Source organism: Micromonospora sp. NPDC048907 (assembly GCF_055586885.1).
This window is the reverse complement of record NZ_JBVJHI010000001.1, coordinates 521,288-536,550: the sequence shown is the minus strand read 5'-3', so window position 1 is coordinate 536,550 and position 15,263 is coordinate 521,288. Positions and strand designations below refer to the sequence as shown.

The following is a 15,263-nucleotide window of genomic DNA, read 5'->3' as shown; positions in this document are numbered from 1 at the left end:
CTCCTCCCCAGAAGCGGCCCTGCTCGTCGTCGGCCGACGCACCCGAGTCGTCGGGTGGGCAACCTGTGCGACCGCCATCGTAGGTAATCTCCCGGAGGCGCCGTGGACCCACGGGGGCGGCGCGGGCGGCCGAGGTGGATCGTAGGCGAGCACGAGGAGGCCACTGTGGCGACGAAAACGGCGACCGGCGGACTGAGCCGGATCACCATCGTGGCGCCGCGGACCAGGATGGATCTGGCGTTGCCGTCCGACGTGCCGCTGGCCGACCTGCTGCCGACGCTGCTGCGTTACGCCGGCGAGGATCTGGCCGACGAGGGCGTGCGGCACGGCGGCTGGAGCCTGTCCCGGCTCGGCGGTCAGCCGCTCGACGGCGGCCGCACCGCCGCGCAGCTCGGCGTCCGCGACGGCGAGGTGCTCTACTTCAACCCGCGCGCCGCCGCCGCGCCCGAGATCGTCTTCGACGACGTGGTCGACGCGGTCGCCACGGCGACCAACCAGCGGGCCGGCGCCTGGCAGGTCGGCACCACCCGCGCGTTCTCGGTGCTCCTCGCCGGTGCGGCGCTGGCGGCCGGCGCGGCGTTCACGCTGTTCGCGGGGCCGCCCCAGCTGCCCGGCGCGCTCGCCGCGCTGGTGGTCGCGGTCGCGCTGCTGATCAGCGCCGCGGTGCTGTCCCGGGCGGCCGGCGACAGCCGGACCGGCGCCGTGCTGGCCATGGGCGGTCTCGGCTACGCCGCGATCGGCGGCCTGCTGGTCCTCGCCGGTGACCGGCGGCTCTCCGAGCTGGCCAGCCCGCACGTGCTGCTCGCCGCGACCGCGGTCGTGCTCTTCGGCGCGGTCGCCGCGCTGGCCGTCGGGGACCGGCTGCCGCTCTTCCTGGGCGCGGTCGGGGTGGGCGTGGCGGTCGGCTTCGGCGCGGCGCTCTGCCTGGCCTTCGGCATCGGGGCCGCGGCGGCCGCCGCGGTGGTGGCGACGGTGGCGTTCGGCGCCCTGCCGGCGCTGCCCATGATCTCCTACCGGCTGGCCCGGCTGCCGGTGCCGTCGATCCCGACCGGCCCCGACGACCTGAAGAGCGACACCGAGTCGGTGGACGGCCCGCAGGTGCTGCGCAACAGCGAGCGCGCCGACGCGTTCCTCACCGGCCTGCTCTGGACGGTGTCGGTGCTGGTGCTCGGCGGCGAGGTGGTGCTCGCCGACAACGGCCGGCTGCCGGCCGTGCTGCTCTGCCTGGTGCTGGCCCTGCTGGCGTTGCTGCGGGCCCGCCCGTTCCTGGGCCGCGGCCAGCGCACCCCGGTGCTCCTCGCCGGCACGCTCGGCCTGGGGCTGGCCGCCGCGGCCACGTTCGGCGCCAACCCGCTGCCGGTCCGGCTGGGGCTGATCCTCGGCGGCCTGCTGGTGGTCGCCGTGATCAGCCTGATCTACGGGCTCACCGTGGCGGGCAAGCGGATCTCGCCGGTCTGGGGCCGCACCCTCGACATCGTCGAGATCCTGCTGATCGTCGCCCTGGTGCCGCTGGCCGTGTGGGTGTGCGGCCTCTACGGCTGGATCGTCAACCTTCGACCGTGACCGTGCCCATCGCGGTGCCCACCGGCGCGGTCGCGTAGACGGCGGGGCCGTGCTGACCGTCCAGCGGGCGGGCCGGCACGCCCGAGCGGCGGGCCACCTCCCGGACCGCCTTCACGAGCGCCTCGGCGTGACCGTCCATGGCCGCCACCCGCAGCAGCGGCGGGAGCTGCCGGCCGCCGGGGAGCACCACGGCCGCGACGGTGTGCGAGGGGGCGGAGGTGGCGGTCACCGCGTCCACCAGCGCGCCCAGCGACCCGTTGGGGCGGACCCGCAGCGCCAGGCAGCGCTGGGTCCAGCCGCCGCCGCGCAGGCTCTCCCAGCTCTCCACCGGGGACTCGGGGGCCAGATCGAGGCCGGCGCCGGAGACCACCGCCGCGTGCAGCTCGTCCCGGCCGAGCACCCGGTGACCGAGGCCGGCGGCGTTGAGCGCCTTGCCGAGCCGGCCGATGCCGGCCGCGACCGTGCGGTGCACGCCGCGCATGCCGCCGCCCCGGCTCACCGTCTCGGCACGCGCGTCGGCGACCGACAGGCGCAGCGCCACCCAGACCGTGCGGTGCGCCGCCGGGGGCGCGCCCGGCGCCGGGTACCAGACCAGGGTGTGCGAGACGACCTGGGTCTGGGTGACCGGCCCGGAGAAGTCGGCGAGCACCGCGAGCGCCCGGTCCACCACCGCCGCCTCGATCGACCCGGCCGGGGAGCCGGGCCGGCCGGTCAGCGCGACGGCGGCGAACCAGCCCCGGTCGTCCTGCCCGATGCCGAGCCGGGTGCCGCGCTCGGTCAGCTCGACGACGGACAGGTCCGGGGCGAGCGCGGCCAGCCGCGCGTCACCGGCCGGCGCGACGCCCCGGGCCCGGTCCCGGCGGCGGCGCAGCCGGCGGCGGAGCATGAGGTCCTCGTACCACCAGCGGCCGCCCCGCCGGGCGAAGGCGGCCACCACGGCCAGCAGCGCCAGCGCGCCGACGGTGGCGAGCAGCCAGGTCGGGCCGCCGGTGGCGAACCAGACGGCGAGCGCGGCGCACTCCAGCACCACGAGCTGGCCGACGACGACCGGACCGAGCCGGCCGCGCCGGCGCCGGTCGGCCGGGGTGACCGGTCGGTCCGCCGGCACGGCGGGGGCGGTGGCCGTACGACCGGGTGGCGCCTGGACCTGGGTCATCGGTGAGGGTCCCTTCTGGACATCCTGGGCATCCGCCGGTGCGGTGCGTCGCCGGGTGGCGGGCGGGGTCCCGGTGAACCGTCGACGGCCCCTTATCGTAGGGAAGCCCGCGGCGGAGTTCGGACCTGATCGCCGCGCGGACCCACCCCTGCCGGAGGTTAGTCATGCGGACCCGCCGCGATCAGGTGCAGGCGTACCGCTTCGTCACCCGCCGGATCGTCTCGGCGCTGCTCTCCGGCGACCCGGAGACCAACGACCTGCCGATGCGGCGGCTCGGCATGGCGGTGTTCGGCAGCGTCATCGCGGCCGCCGTCGTGCTGGGCGGCGCGGGGGCGTACGGGCAGTTCACCAGCAACTCCGCCCCGCTGGAGCCGAACACGCTGGTGATCGAGCGGGAGACCGGGGCGACCTACGTCTTCACCGACGACAAGGTGCTGCACCCGACGCTCAACTACGCCTCGGCCCGGCTCATCCTCAACGACGCCGGCGCGCCGGTCCGCACCATGTCCCAGGCCTCGATCAAGGATCGGCCGCGGGGCCGGGCGGTCGGCATCGTGGGCGCCCCGGACGCCGTGCCGGACCGGAAGTCGCTGGTCGGCCTCCCCTGGTCGGTGTGCGACGTGCCCGACGCGAACGACCCGGAGCGCTCCACCACCCGGCTGGTGATCGACCGGCCGCTGCCCGGCGGCACCCCGCTCACCGACCGGGCCGTCCTGGTCAAGCTGAACGACGCGCGCTACCTGCTGACCGGCGGCGCGCGGCTGCGGGTGGTCGGCGACGAGCAGGCGCTGGTGGCGTTGAAGATGGCCGGGGCGACCACCCTCACGGTCGGGCAGCAGTTGCTCAATGCCGTGCCGGTCGGCCCGGCGCTGCGCAAGCCGACCATCGACGGGGAGGGCAACCCCAGCGGGCTGACCGTCGGCGACCGTCCGGCCCGGGTCGGCCAGGTCTACCGGGCCGCCGGCCAGTACTACGTACTGGCCAAGCAGGGCCTGGTGGCGATCCGCGAGGTGACGGCCCTGCTGCTGCTCGGCGGCGGCGGCCAGGTCACCGACATCACCCCGGACCAGGCCGGCCAGCTGCTCACCGACCAGCGGCTGGAGGCCGAGGGCCTGCCGGACCGGCTGCCCACCCTGCACGAGGTCCGCGCCGGGCGGACGGTGCTCTGCGCCACGTACCGCTCCGGGCCGGGCGGCCAGCCGACCACCAGCCTGGAGGTCTTCGACCAGCCGCCGGCCGAGCTGACCGCGTCGACCGGGGTGGCGGCGCGGCAGAGCGACCGGGACGCGGTCCGGACCGCCGAGAGCGTGCTGCTGCCCGGCGGCAAGGGCGTGCTGGTGCAGGCCACCGCCGGGGAGACCGGCAAGGCCGCGGCCGGCGCGACGGTCTACCTGATCACCGCGCAGGGCGTCCGTTACCCGCTCGGCACCGCCTCCGGCGACGCGAAGAGCGCCCTGGGGTACGGCGACGTGACGCCGCTCGCGGTGCCCGCGTCGCTGCTGGCGCTGGTGCCGACCGGGCCGACCCTGGAGCGCCAGGACGCGATGAACCAGTTCGATCCGGGTGCGGCGGCGAGCGGCGGCGCGACCTCCGGGCCGGGCGACGACGCGGCCCCTGCGCAGGGCGGATGACCGCGACGGACACGGTCCGATGTGGATAGGACCGGTTGACGGGTCGCCCTGGCTGGCCCGGGTCGACTAACCTGAACGTGGCCAACGGTTCTCGACGATGACTACGGGGATGCAGCCATGACCGGGCGCACGACAGTGGACGTACTGTCCTTGGAGGACTTCCACCAGCGGCTCGAGCGCCGGCTGAGCGAGGCGGAGTCGGTGTTGAAGAAGCTCAACACCGAGATGCAGTGCCGGCCACCGGCACTCGGCACGTTCACCGACGCCACCGACAACTCCCGTCGCTACTCCGAGACGCACCAGAGCTACGTCAACCACGTCGAGCGGTTGCGACGGGCGATCGTGGCCGCCCAGAAGGCCACCAAGACCATCATGACCAACTACAAGACGGCCGAGGCACGCAACGCCGCCGCCGCGGCCGACATCGTCGCCGCTCTCTCCGGGCTGACCGAGGCGATGAAGCCGAAGGGAGAGGATCCGCGTGTCTGAATACACCCAGCGCTACGAGCACGTCAGCCACAAGGAGCTCTACCAGGGCGTCAACGCCGGTGACCCGAAGCAGATCGACGGGCTCAGCGCCCAGTGGACGTCGATGAAGGGCACCCTCGACGACCTCAGCCGGGATCTGACCGCCGACCTGGACGCGCTGCTGAAGACCTGGACGGGCGACGCCGCCCGGGAGTTCCACCGCCGGCTCAACCTGGTCGCCGACTACTCCGGCAACCTGGCCGAGGGCATGACGGGCATCCGACAAGGGCTCGACATGATGGCCAGCGAGCTGCGCACCGCCCAGGCGAAGGCGGAGAGCCCCGAGGAGACCGACGACAACGACAAGCTGCTCTCCGGAGCCGGCAAGGGCTTCCTGGTCGGCGGTGTGCCGGGCGCGCTGGTCGGCGGCATCGTCGGCCACGAGCAGGACAAGGCCGAGCAGGAGAAGGCGCACCAGCGGATGGTGCAGGTCGTCGCCAAGCTGGCCGAGGGCTACGACTTCTCGGCCTACGGCCGGATCGTCGTGCCGGAGCCGCCGGACTCGGGGCTCCCGGGTCACGGCGATCCGACGGACCCGACGCTGAAGAGTGGCCCCTCGGTCGGCACGCCGTCGGCCGGGCCGGGCGTGGGCAGCTTCGGTCCCGCCGCGAACGGCACCGCGACCACCTCGGGCGTGCACCACACCGCCCCGGGCAGCGGCACGGTCGGCGGCACGACGGGCGGCGGTGACACGACGGCCGGCGTGCCCGGCGCGGGCACGCCGGGCACCATCGGCGCGGGCAGCACGGTCGAGCCGACCGGCACCTCGCTCGCCGGTGCGGCCCCGCTGACCGCGACCGGCCTGACCACCGGCCTGGCGGCGGGCCCCGGGCTCGGCGGCACCAACGCGACCCTGCCGACCGCCGGGGGCGGCTCGCTCTACGGCATGCCGGGCGTGCTGGGCGGCACCGGGTCGCTGGCCGGCTCGGGCGGCGGCTCGGCGACCTCCGGCCGGGTCGGCGGGATCGGCGCCGAGAGCCGGTCGGCCGCCGGCACCGGCCGCCTGGCCTCCGGGCGCGGCGTGACGGTCGAGACGGAGGGCCGGTCGACCGGCAAGAGCGGCACGGCCGGGCGTCCCGCCATGGCCGGCCGCAACGGTGTGCTGGGCGCGCGTGGCGGGGAGGACGACGAGTCCGAGGGCCGGCTGACCTGGCTGACCGAGGACGAGATGGTCTGGTCCGACGGCGAGGCGGCTCCGCCGCCGGTGCTCGGCGGCAACTGACCGCAGGCTCACGACGGCGCGGCGTCCCCCACCGGGGCGCCGCGCCGTTTCGCGTCCGGCGGGGGAGGCGGGACCCGGTTCGTCCACAGCGAATGGTGGGACGGGTCACGTCGACCGGGAAGATCGTTGAGCTGCACGAGGCGGAGCTGACCGATAGGTTGAAACGGTGCTGCCCGTAGCGTTCGCCTCGTCCCTCTGGACGGCCACGCTGCGCAGGATCACCCGCACGGCGGTGACCGCGCTCGCGCTCATCGCCGGCCTCACCGGCCCGGCCGTCATGCCGGCCGCCGGCCACCTCCACCCGGCCGCGGTGGCCCGTCCGGCCGCCGACCTCCGGGTCGACGCCCCGGTCGCCGTTCCCGTCGACGTGGGCCCGGCCGTCCGTCCGGCTCCGGCGGCGTCCGGCGTCCGGCCCGCCGCCGACTCATCCTTCCGGCACCCGCTCGCCGCTCCGGCCCCGGCGGGACCGCCGCACCGGGCCGTCGCCGACGCCCCCGCACCGGTGGCGGGTCCCGGCGTCGTGGTCGCCGCCGACCCCGGCCGGGCCGCCATCGCCCGCCGCGGCCCGCCGCGCGCCTGATCGCGCCGCCCCGGTAACGCCCGGGCGCCCCTCGACCGCGCCCCGCCGTTCCCCCGTCGCGTGCCGCCGCGACCCCCGCCCGCCGACCGGGCCCCGACCGTTGACTCCGACCGTTCCACCCATGAGGTGCTGGTGATGCAGACCGTCTTCTCCACCGTCCTGCCCGACGTTCCCCGAGCCGCCGTGATCTGGCTGGCCCTGCTCGCCGTGGCGGCGCTCGTGGTCGCCGCACTGATCGTCCGCCCGGACCGGTTCCGGTCGGTGTTCGGCGACCGGATCAGCGAGGCCGCCCGGCCGAGCAGCATCGAGCTGGCCGAGCAGGCCCGCGAGCACGCCCGGGAGCAGTCCCGGTACGCGCAGGAGGTGGCGGTTGCCGCGTCGCGGGCGGCGGCGACCGCCGAGCGGCGCCGGACCGAGTGGCTGGCCGCGCAGGAGGAGGTCGAGGAGGCGTGGCGGGCGTACGAGGCGGCGGAGGTGGACGTCCGCCGGCTGGCCGCCGCCGCGGCGCTGCCCCTGCCCCGGACCGCCCGGACCCCCGCCGAGTACGTGGATCGGGAGCGCTGGCTGCACCGGGCCGCCCTGGACGCCCAGTGGCGCAAGGAGATCACCGTGCAGCAGCTCAGCGACATCCTCGGCCACCGGGGGTGGGATCCGAGCCGGCACCCGGTCGAGCAGGAGCTGCTGCTGCGCCGGCTGGTCCGGGACAACCTCCGGGCCCGGCAGGAGGCCGCGCGGGAGCGGGAGCAGGCCGCCTGGCGGGCCGCCGAGCTGGCCGCCGCCGCCGCGCGGAGCCTGCGCGACGAGGCGTACGCGGCCACCCGGCCGGTCACCGAGCCGCGGCCGGCGTTGTCCATCGTGGACCTGACCGGGCCGGAGGCCACTCGTGAGCTGCCGACCGCAGCCCGGGCGGCCGAGACCACCCGCGAGCTGACCCCGGTGGCCCGGGGCCGGGCGGCCGTGCCCGCGTACTGACGCGCCGGGCGGAGCTGGCCCGGCTCGGTTAGCGTGACCTCGTGTCCCGTGAAGCCTGGGTACTCGTCGTGCTCGCCGCCGTCGCCGCGCTGGCGACGCTGGTCGGGGCGGTGCTGCTCGCCGTCCGGGTGGTCCGCACCCGCCGCATGCTGGGCGCGCTCGGGGTCGGCGGCAAGGTCGCCTTCTACGGCGCGCTGATCTACACGATCCTGCCGGTGGATGTGCTCCCCGACCCGATCTACCTGGACGACATGGGCGTGCTGGCCGGGGCGCTCATCTACCTGGGCCGGCTGGCCGCGAAGCACCGGGCCGCGCAGCGCGCGCTGCCCGACCGGTCGGAATCCCCGCCGGGCACGGGCCGGCAGCACCGTCCCGTGCCATGATCGGCGCGGGGCCGGCGGCCGGTCCCGCACCAGGGCAGCGAGGACGGCACATGGCGGGCGACCACCGGCTGGACCCCCACGACGAGCGGGTCGCCCGGTTCTTCCGGGACCGGCATCTCGCCACGCTGACCACTCTGCGCGCGGACGGCACCCCGCACGTCGTACCCGTGGGGGTCACCTTCGACGCGGACGCCGGCCTGGCCCGCGTGATCACCTCGGGTGCCTCGGCCAAGGCCCGGCACGTCGCCGCGGCGGGCGCGGCGGGCACCCCCGTGGCGGTCTGCCATCTCGACGGCCGCTGGTGGCTCACCGTGGAGGGCCGGGCGGTGCTGCGCCGCGACCCGGAGGCGGTGGCGGAGGCCGAGCGACGGTACGCCGCCCGCTACCGCACCCCGCGTCCGAATCCGCAGCGGGTGGTCATCGAGATCGCTGTGACCCGCCTCCTGGGCAGCCTCCCCACCGGCACCGTCTGACCCGGTCGTCACGGCGCCGGCCGCCCGTTCGCGCCCGGTGTCCGGTTCTCCCGTGACGGGGGCCACCCGCGGAAATCGGGGCACGCACCGGGCCGTTGCACCTCCCGTACGAGCGGTACGAGCGAGCGGGCGGCAGGCCCGTCCGCCCCCGGTGAGCGAGCGGGGCCGCGCCCTGGAGCGCGCACCGAGACCCCCCGAGAGCACGCCGAGCGCCACTCCCGGTGCCGCGTCTCCGCAACCCGGAGACGTCAACCCCCGAATGGAGCTTCGACATGAACTCGATCTTCCGTAAGAGCATGCTGTCGGTCGCCGGCCTGATGGTGTGCGGCGGGACCGTCGTCGGTCCGGCCGTCGCGGCGCAGGCCACCCCGTCGAGCGCCCTCAAGGGCAAGGGCGAGCGCAGCGCCGGCTACGAGTACGAGGCGCAGCCGAACTTCTTCTACTGCGGCCCGGCCTCGACCCGGATCGCGCTGTCGGCCGAGGGCAAGGAGGTCAGCCAGGACGAGCTGGCCGCCAAGCTGGGCACCACCGAGAACGGCACCGACTCGGCCATCGACATCACCCGGGTGCTCAACGAGTACACCGGCGGCAAGTACAAGACCACCGAGATCCGGGACGACGTGGCCACCAGGGAGCAGGTCGAGCGCCTGCGGGCCGACGTGAAGGCCGCCGTCGACCAGGACCGGCCGGTCGTCGCGAACATCCTGGGCGGCGCGCTGGACATCGACGGCGTGGAGCACAGCTACCCCGGCCACTACCTGACCGTGGTGGAGTACAAGGACGACGGCAACACGGTGCTGATCGCCGACCCGGCCAGCCCGAACGAGCCGACGTACTGGATGGACGTGACCGAGCTGGCCAACTGGATCGCCGGCCGCGGTTACAGCTCCTGACCGAACCGAGCCGAGGGCCGGTCTCCCCGAGCGGGAGGCCGGCCCTTTGCGTCCCCGAACCCCGGACGGCCCCGCTAGAGTCTGACCGTGCCGCGACCGGTGATCTTCGACCTGTTCCACACCCTGGTGCCCGGCGGTGACCCCGAGCGGGACCGGGTGGTCGGTGAGATGGCGCTGATGGTGGGGGTGGAGCCGGCCGCGCTGGTCGAGGCGTACCACGCCACCTGGCGGGACCGGATGACCGGTTGGGACGCCGCGGAGACCGTACGTGTCCTGGCCCGGCGCCTCGGCGGCGCACCCACCGAGGAGCAGGTGGCGCGGGCCGCGGCGCACCGCCGCGCACTGGCCCGGCGGCTGCTGGCCGGCGTCCCGCCGTCGACCGTCGCGGTGCTGGACGCGCTGCGCGCCGACGGCCACCCGATCGGGCTGGTCAGCAACGCCACCGCGGAGAACGCCGAGGCGTGGCCGTCGACCGAGGTGGCCCGCCGGTTCGACGTGGCGGTCTTCTCGTGCGACGTGGGCGTGGCGAAGCCCGACCCGGCGATCTACCGGTTGGCGGCCGAACGCCTCGGTGTCGGGCCGGCCGACTGCGTCTTCGTCGGTGACGGCGCCGACGGCGAGCTGGCCGGAGCGGCGGCGGTCGGCATGAGGGTGGTCCGGACCACCGAGCACAACGACAGCGACCCGAGCTGGACCGGCCGGGCCCTCACCGCGCTCGGCGAGCTGCCCGACCTGCTGCGCGAGCCGGCCCGGGGGCGCTGACCCGGCGACGCCCTCCCGCCACGGGGACGGGAGGGCGCCGGGAGCCGGCGGATCAGTGGGTGAGGATCTGCGACAGCACGTCGTGCACGTGGGTGTTCGGGTGCTTGCCGGTGAACTGCTCGGCCAGCGGCCCGTACGCGGTCACCGGCACGTCGGCGCCGGTGTGGCCGCTGGTCGTCCAGTCCAGGTTGAAGCTCTGGCTGCTGCCCTTGATCGGGAACGGGCCGTCCTCGGCCGAGATGTCGTCACCGGACTCGTCCGAGGTGGCGGTGTCCTCGACGGTCAGGCCGCCGCACTCGTGGTCACCGGTCACCACGACCAGGGTGTCCGGGTGGGTGGCCGCGAAGTTGCGGGCGACCGCCACGGCCTTCTCCAGCTCGCCGAGCGCCTGGAGCATCCGGGTGCCGTTGTTGTTGTGGGCGAACTCGTCGATGCCCTCCTCCTCGACGAGGAGGAAGAAGCCCTTCTTGTTCGTCGACAACGTCGAGAGCGCCTTCTCGGTCATCGTGGCCAGGCTGGCCGGCGGGGCGTAGACGTCACCCTGGCCCTCGGGGCGCTGCTGGAACAGCTCCTCGTTGCCGAAGAGGCCGAGAAGCTTGTCGCCCTTGGCGGCCCGGAGCTGCGCGGCGGTGGAGACGTAGCGGTAGCCCTTGGCCTTCGCCTTGGCGATCAGGTCGCCCTTGGTGCCCCGGCTGGCCTCGGACGTGTCCTCGGCCGGCTTGTCCGGGTACGCGCCGGCGTTGCCGGCGGGCAGCCACCAGTCCTCGCCACCGCCCAGGATCACGTCGGGGCGGGTGACGTCCAGGTACTGCCGGGCGATCTCGTCCTGCGCGCCGCGGTCGGCGGCGTTGGCGAAGAACGCGGCCGGGCTGGCGTCGGTGACCTGGGCCGTGGTGACCAGGCCGGTGGACTTGCCGGCCGCCTTGGCCTGGGCGCCGAGGGTGGGCAGCGGGTTGCCGTCCACGTCGACGCTGATCGCGCCGTTGTAGGTCTTCTCGCCGGTGGCCCAGGCGGTGGCCGCCGCGGCCGAGTCGGTGATCGGCGTCTTCGGGTCGTGCGGGCTGGTGGTGAGCTGGCCGGAGTACGGCAGCTTGTCCATGGTGAGCTGGCCGTCGAGGCCGGCCAGGTAGAGGCGGGCCGCCTCGCGCTGGGCGGCGGACATGCCGTCGCCGTTGATGAAGATGACGTTGCGGGCCTTGCCCTTCGCCGCGCCGGCGTCGGCGTCGGTGATCGGGTTGGCCAGGCTCAGTCCGGCGGCGGCCACCACCCCCGCGACGACGGGGGCGAGCAGCCAGCGGCTGGAACGGAAATTCACGGGTGTCCTCCTGGCGGATGGATCGCTGGGCAGCCACCACGCAACCGCAGCCACCGGCCGGGCAGTTGGCCGTCAGATTAACGGGGGGCGGCGGTTGCCGGGACTCTTGTCGCCCCGGGCAACGGAGTCGCCGGATTGGAGCGTTCGCCCGGGGGTAGTGGCGAGACCAAGCCGTTCCGCAACCCACCGGTAAGGGGCTTCGAGATGAACGACGTACGGAAGGAGCGGGACGTCGTCGACGTCCTGACGACGGACCACCACGAGGTCGAGGCGATCTTCGTCGAGCTGGAGAGCCGGCAGGGCAGCCCGGAGCACCGCCGGCAGCTCGCCGACGTGATGATCGCGGAGCTGGTCCGGCACGCCGTGGCCGAGGAGGCCTATGTCTACCCGGCCGCCCGCAAGGCGCTGCCCGACGGCGACCAGCTCGCCGAACACGAGATCTCCGAGCACGCCGACGCTGAGCGGACCATGAAGGAGCTGGAGTCGGTGGACCCCTCCGACCCCCGCTTCGACGAGCTGCTGACCCACCTCACGGCGACCATCAGGCATCACGTGCAGGACGAGGAGAGCGACCTCTTCCCCCGGCTGCGCGCGGCCTGCGCGCACGAGGAGCTGGTCGAGCTGGCCGGCAAGGTGGAGGCGGCGAAGAAGTCGGCGCCGACCCGGCCGCACCCGGCCGCGCCGGACCACCCGCCGGCGAACCGGCTGCTCGCCCCGGGCACCGGCCTGGTCGACCGGATGCGTGACGCGCTCAGCGGCCGGCCCACATCCATGGCGGAGCTGCGCGAGAAGTCCTGACCACCGGCCGAGGCGGCCACGCTCCCGGCACGGGGGGCGTGGCCGCCGCCGTGTGCCGGCAGCGCCACCCCGACCCGCGCCGCTTGTTAGCGTCAGGCCGGACATCATCACGGGCGGAGGCGGGTCGGCGTGGATCGGTTCAGGACGCGTTTCGAGGTACGGGACGAGCGGTTCCGCCGGATCAACGGCGACGAGTGGACGGAGTGCCTCTGGACCGGGGGCCGCTGGCTGGAGGGTCCGGCCTGGTTCCCCGCCGGGCGTCACCTGGTCTTCAGCGACATCCCGAACGACCGGCTGCTGCGCTGGGACGAGACCACCGGCGCGGTCGGGGTGTTCCGCCAGCCGGCCGGCTACGCCAACGGGCACACCGTCGACCGGCGGGGACGGCTGGTGAGCTGCGAGCAGGGCAACCGGCGGGTCACCCGGACCGAGGCCGACGGCACCGACACGGTGCTCGCCGAGCGCTGGCGCGGCAAGCGGCTGAACAGCCCCAACGACGTGGTCGAGCACTCCGACGGATCGATCTGGTTCACCGACCCGAGCTACGGCATCGACAGCGACTACGAGGGCCACCGGGCCGAGAGTGAAATCGGCGGCAACCACGTCTACCGGGTCGACCCGCACGACGGTGAGGTGCGGCTGGTCGCCGACGACTTCGGGCAGCCCAACGGGCTGGCGTTCAACCTCGACGAGTCCCTGCTCTACGTGGTCGACACCCGGGCGAAGCACCTGCGCCGGTTCACGGTGACCGAGCGCGGCACGCTACGTGGCGGCGAGGTCTTCGCCACCTGCGACGCCGGCTCCTTCGACGGCGTGCGCCTCGACGACGCCGGCCGGGTCTGGGCGGCGGCGCACGACGGGCTGCACTGCTTCGACCCGGACGGCACGCTGCTCGGCAAGCTGCACCTGCCGGAGGTGGTCGCCAACTTCACCTTCGGCGGCCCGAAGCGCAACCAGCTCTACATCTGCGCCTCCAGCTCCCTGTTCAGCCTCCGGGTCAACGTCAACGGCGCGCGCTACCCGGGCTGGTGACCGGTCAGGCCTCCGGAGCGATCCGCCGGAGGCTGTCCACCTCGGACACGATGATCGCCTCCAGCGGGCAGGACTCGGCCGCGTCCAGCACCGACTCGTCGGCGGGGATCCGCTCGGCCACCGGCCGGGACAGCCCGTCGACCAGCACGAAGTGCCCCGGCGCCACCCCGGCGCAGATCCCCGACCCGATGCACCGGGTCGGGTCGACGTGCAGCCGCCACTCGCTCGCTCCGCTCACGCGCCCTCCTCCACCCCGGCCCGGCTCACCAGGCCACCGGCATGGCCACCAGGCCCCGCACCAGCAGGCCGCTCTTCCAGGTCAGCTCCTCCACGGGCACGGCCAGCCGGAGTCCCGGGGTCCGGTCGAGCAGGGTCTCCAGGACCACCCGCAGCTCCATCCGGGCCAGCTGCGCGCCGACGCAGTGGTGTACGCCGTGCCCGAAGCCGAGGTGCGGATTGACCGCACGGGTCAGGTCGAGCCGGTCGGCGTCGGCGAAGACGCTGTCGTCCCGGTTGGCCGCCGCGATGTTGACCACCACCGGCTCGCCGGCCCGGACCAGCACCCCGCCCAGCTCGACGTCCTCGGTGGCGTAGCGGGGGAAGGCCGCCGTGGCGCCGAGCGGGATGAACCGCATCAGCTCCTCGACGGCGACCGGCACCAGGTCCGGCCGGTCCCCCAGGGTGTCCCAGGCGCCGGGGGTGGTGAGCAGGACGTACACCATGTTGGGGATCTGGGTCACGGTGGTCTCGTGGCCGGCGGCGAGCAGGCCGGCGGCGAGGGTGACCATCTCCTGCTCGGTGAGCCGGTCGGCGTTCTCGTCGCGCGCCCGCACCATGGCGCTGAGCAGGTCGTCGGCGGGTTCGACCCGGCGCCGGGCGACCAGCTCGCCCATGTAGGCGAGCAGGCTGTCGAAATAGTGCCGGGCCCGCTCCGGCTCCAGCGAGGTGGTCGAGACGATCGCCTCGGACCAGGTGTGGAACCGGTCCTGGTCGGACACCGGCACACCGAGCAGGTCGCAGATCACCCGGATGGGCAGCGGCGTGGCCAGGTGCGCCACCAGGTCGGCGGGTGGCCCGGCGGCCAGCAGCCCGTCGACCAGCTCGTCGGCCACCGCCCGGGTACGCGGCCGCAGCTCCTCGACCCGGCGCGCGGTGAACGCCTTCGCCACGAGCCGGCGCAGCCGGGTGTGCTCCGGCGGGTCCATCGAGAGGATCCCGGTCTCCTGTCGGAGCGGGGTGTTCCGGGGTTCGTCGCGCCCGATCGACGCGGCCCGGCTGAACCGGGGGTCGCCGAGTACCGTCTTCACGTCGGCGTGCCGGGTCGCCAGCCAGGCGGGCTCGCCGTAGGGCAGTTGGACCCGGACCAGCGGCTGCTCGCGCAGCTCGGCGTAGCGGTCGTCCAGGTCGAGCCGGACAGGGGCGTTGAACGGGTAGCGCTGCGGGATGGTCGCCTGGGAAGTGTCGGTCACCGGCTGGCTCGCTCTCGTCCACGGCACCGCGGGCGGTGCGGGTCGACTCCGCACGACTCGACGCCGAGTCATGCCCCGACTGCGGATGGTAGCGAGATCGGTCGATGGGGACCAGAGGGTTGTTCCGGTTCCGACACGACGATCCCGGGCCGCCCGCGCGGGAGGACCCGGGATCGGAAGCCGGTCAGCGGCCGGTGTCGCCCTCGCCGGTCCGCTGCTGCGCCATGTCGACACCCTTGTCGATCTTGTCGTCGTACTTGCCCTGGGTCCGTTTGTCGGCCATGTCGCCGCCCTTTTCGATCCCCTGGTCGACCTGCTTGTCGTGCTTGTCGGCGAAGTCCTTGGCCTTGTCCATGAAGTCGCTCATGTCCGTGCTCCCTTCGATACCGTGAATGCCTTCCCTGGGGCCGGCGGCACAAACGCTGCCTGTCCGGAGGTCGCCCGGGTGTCGGATTCACGTGCGTCGGGTACCAACGGCCACGATCG

17 protein-coding genes are annotated in these 15,263 nt (G+C 74.6%); 12 read left to right on the top strand and 5 right to left on the bottom strand.

The features are described from left to right. Window positions 1-165: 165 nt before the first annotated feature. Window positions 166-1,563 carry a type VII secretion integral membrane protein EccD gene (eccD, locus tag ACZ6PY_RS02680; RefSeq protein ID WP_466068587.1) on the top strand — a complete coding sequence of 466 codons (1,398 nt, stop codon included), beginning with the start codon at window positions 166-168 and terminating at the stop codon, window positions 1,561-1,563. On the opposite strand, the gene ACZ6PY_RS02675 is transcribed toward eccD, so the two are convergent. Then, window positions 1,547-2,719, bottom strand: a complete 1,173-nt coding sequence (locus ACZ6PY_RS02675; RefSeq protein WP_466068585.1) for a type VII secretion protein EccE — start codon at window positions 2,717-2,719, stop codon at window positions 1,547-1,549. The two genes, eccD and ACZ6PY_RS02675, sit on opposite strands and share 17 nt — an antisense overlap. 164 nt (window positions 2,720-2,883) lie before the next feature. Between ACZ6PY_RS02675 and eccB the strand changes: the two genes are divergently transcribed. The 9 genes from eccB (at window position 2,884) to ACZ6PY_RS02630 (ending at window position 10,163) form a co-directional block, all read left to right on the top strand. Then, entirely contained in the window at window positions 2,884-4,350 is a 1,467-nt protein-coding gene (gene eccB, locus ACZ6PY_RS02670; protein WP_466068583.1) for a type VII secretion protein EccB, read from the top strand. A 117-nt stretch (window positions 4,351-4,467) separates the two neighbouring features. Further along, entirely contained in the window at window positions 4,468-4,839 is a 372-nt protein-coding gene (locus ACZ6PY_RS02665) for a hypothetical protein (protein ID WP_466068581.1), read from the top strand. Continuing rightward, window positions 4,832-6,100: a WXG100 family type VII secretion target gene (locus ACZ6PY_RS02660; RefSeq protein ID WP_466068580.1), complete on the top strand. Its 1,269-nt coding sequence runs from the start codon at window positions 4,832-4,834 to the stop codon at window positions 6,098-6,100. The genes ACZ6PY_RS02665 and ACZ6PY_RS02660 overlap by 8 nt, the downstream gene beginning before the upstream one ends. A gap of 166 nt (window positions 6,101-6,266) precedes the next feature. Continuing rightward, a complete protein-coding gene (locus ACZ6PY_RS02655; protein WP_466068578.1) occupies window positions 6,267-6,680 on the top strand; it encodes a hypothetical protein in 414 nt (137 codons plus the stop codon). A 135-nt stretch (window positions 6,681-6,815) separates the two neighbouring features. Further along, window positions 6,816-7,652 carry a hypothetical protein gene (locus ACZ6PY_RS02650; RefSeq protein ID WP_466068576.1) on the top strand — a complete coding sequence of 279 codons (837 nt, stop codon included), beginning with the start codon at window positions 6,816-6,818 and terminating at the stop codon, window positions 7,650-7,652. Window positions 7,653-7,693: 41 nt separating this feature from the next. Further along, window positions 7,694-8,035, top strand: a complete 342-nt coding sequence (locus ACZ6PY_RS02645; RefSeq protein ID WP_262283202.1) for a YkvA family protein — start codon at window positions 7,694-7,696, stop codon at window positions 8,033-8,035. A gap of 50 nt (window positions 8,036-8,085) precedes the next feature. Continuing rightward, the gene (locus ACZ6PY_RS02640; protein WP_466068574.1) at window positions 8,086-8,508 is read left to right on the top strand and encodes a pyridoxamine 5'-phosphate oxidase family protein; all 423 of its coding nucleotides are present in this window, start codon (window positions 8,086-8,088) and stop codon (window positions 8,506-8,508) included. Between the two features lie 272 nt (window positions 8,509-8,780). After that, window positions 8,781-9,401, top strand: coding sequence for a C39 family peptidase (locus tag ACZ6PY_RS02635; RefSeq protein WP_466068572.1), 621 nt, complete (start codon window positions 8,781-8,783; stop codon window positions 9,399-9,401). Window positions 9,402-9,488: 87 nt separating this feature from the next. Then, window positions 9,489-10,163 (top strand): HAD family hydrolase, encoded by a 675-nt coding sequence (locus ACZ6PY_RS02630; protein ID WP_466068570.1) that lies wholly within the window; start codon window positions 9,489-9,491, stop codon window positions 10,161-10,163. Window positions 10,164-10,215: 52 nt separating this feature from the next. Here ACZ6PY_RS02630 and ACZ6PY_RS02625 read toward each other — a convergent pair whose 3' ends face one another. Further along, the gene (locus tag ACZ6PY_RS02625; protein WP_466068568.1) at window positions 10,216-11,478 is read right to left on the bottom strand and encodes an alkaline phosphatase; all 1,263 of its coding nucleotides are present in this window, start codon (window positions 11,476-11,478) and stop codon (window positions 10,216-10,218) included. A gap of 204 nt (window positions 11,479-11,682) precedes the next feature. On the opposite strand from ACZ6PY_RS02625, the gene ACZ6PY_RS02620 reads away from it, so the two are divergent. Both ACZ6PY_RS02620 and ACZ6PY_RS02615 read left to right on the top strand, forming a co-directional pair. Continuing rightward, window positions 11,683-12,276 carry a hemerythrin domain-containing protein gene (locus tag ACZ6PY_RS02620; RefSeq protein WP_466068566.1) on the top strand — a complete coding sequence of 198 codons (594 nt, stop codon included), beginning with the start codon at window positions 11,683-11,685 and terminating at the stop codon, window positions 12,274-12,276. A 129-nt stretch (window positions 12,277-12,405) separates the two neighbouring features. Beyond that, a complete protein-coding gene (locus ACZ6PY_RS02615) occupies window positions 12,406-13,308 on the top strand; it encodes an SMP-30/gluconolactonase/LRE family protein (protein ID WP_466068564.1) in 903 nt (300 codons plus the stop codon). 4 nt (window positions 13,309-13,312) lie between these two features. Here ACZ6PY_RS02615 and ACZ6PY_RS02610 read toward each other — a convergent pair whose 3' ends face one another. The 3 genes from ACZ6PY_RS02610 to ACZ6PY_RS02600 form a co-directional block, all read right to left on the bottom strand. Then, window positions 13,313-13,546, bottom strand: coding sequence for a ferredoxin (locus ACZ6PY_RS02610; protein WP_466068562.1), 234 nt, complete (start codon window positions 13,544-13,546; stop codon window positions 13,313-13,315). Between the two features lie 25 nt (window positions 13,547-13,571). Then, a complete protein-coding gene (locus ACZ6PY_RS02605; protein ID WP_466068561.1) occupies window positions 13,572-14,777 on the bottom strand; it encodes a cytochrome P450 in 1,206 nt (401 codons plus the stop codon). 184 nt (window positions 14,778-14,961) lie between these two features. Next, window positions 14,962-15,144, bottom strand: coding sequence for an antitoxin (locus tag ACZ6PY_RS02600; protein WP_466068559.1), 183 nt, complete (start codon window positions 15,142-15,144; stop codon window positions 14,962-14,964). Between the last annotated feature and the right edge of the window lie 119 nt (window positions 15,145-15,263).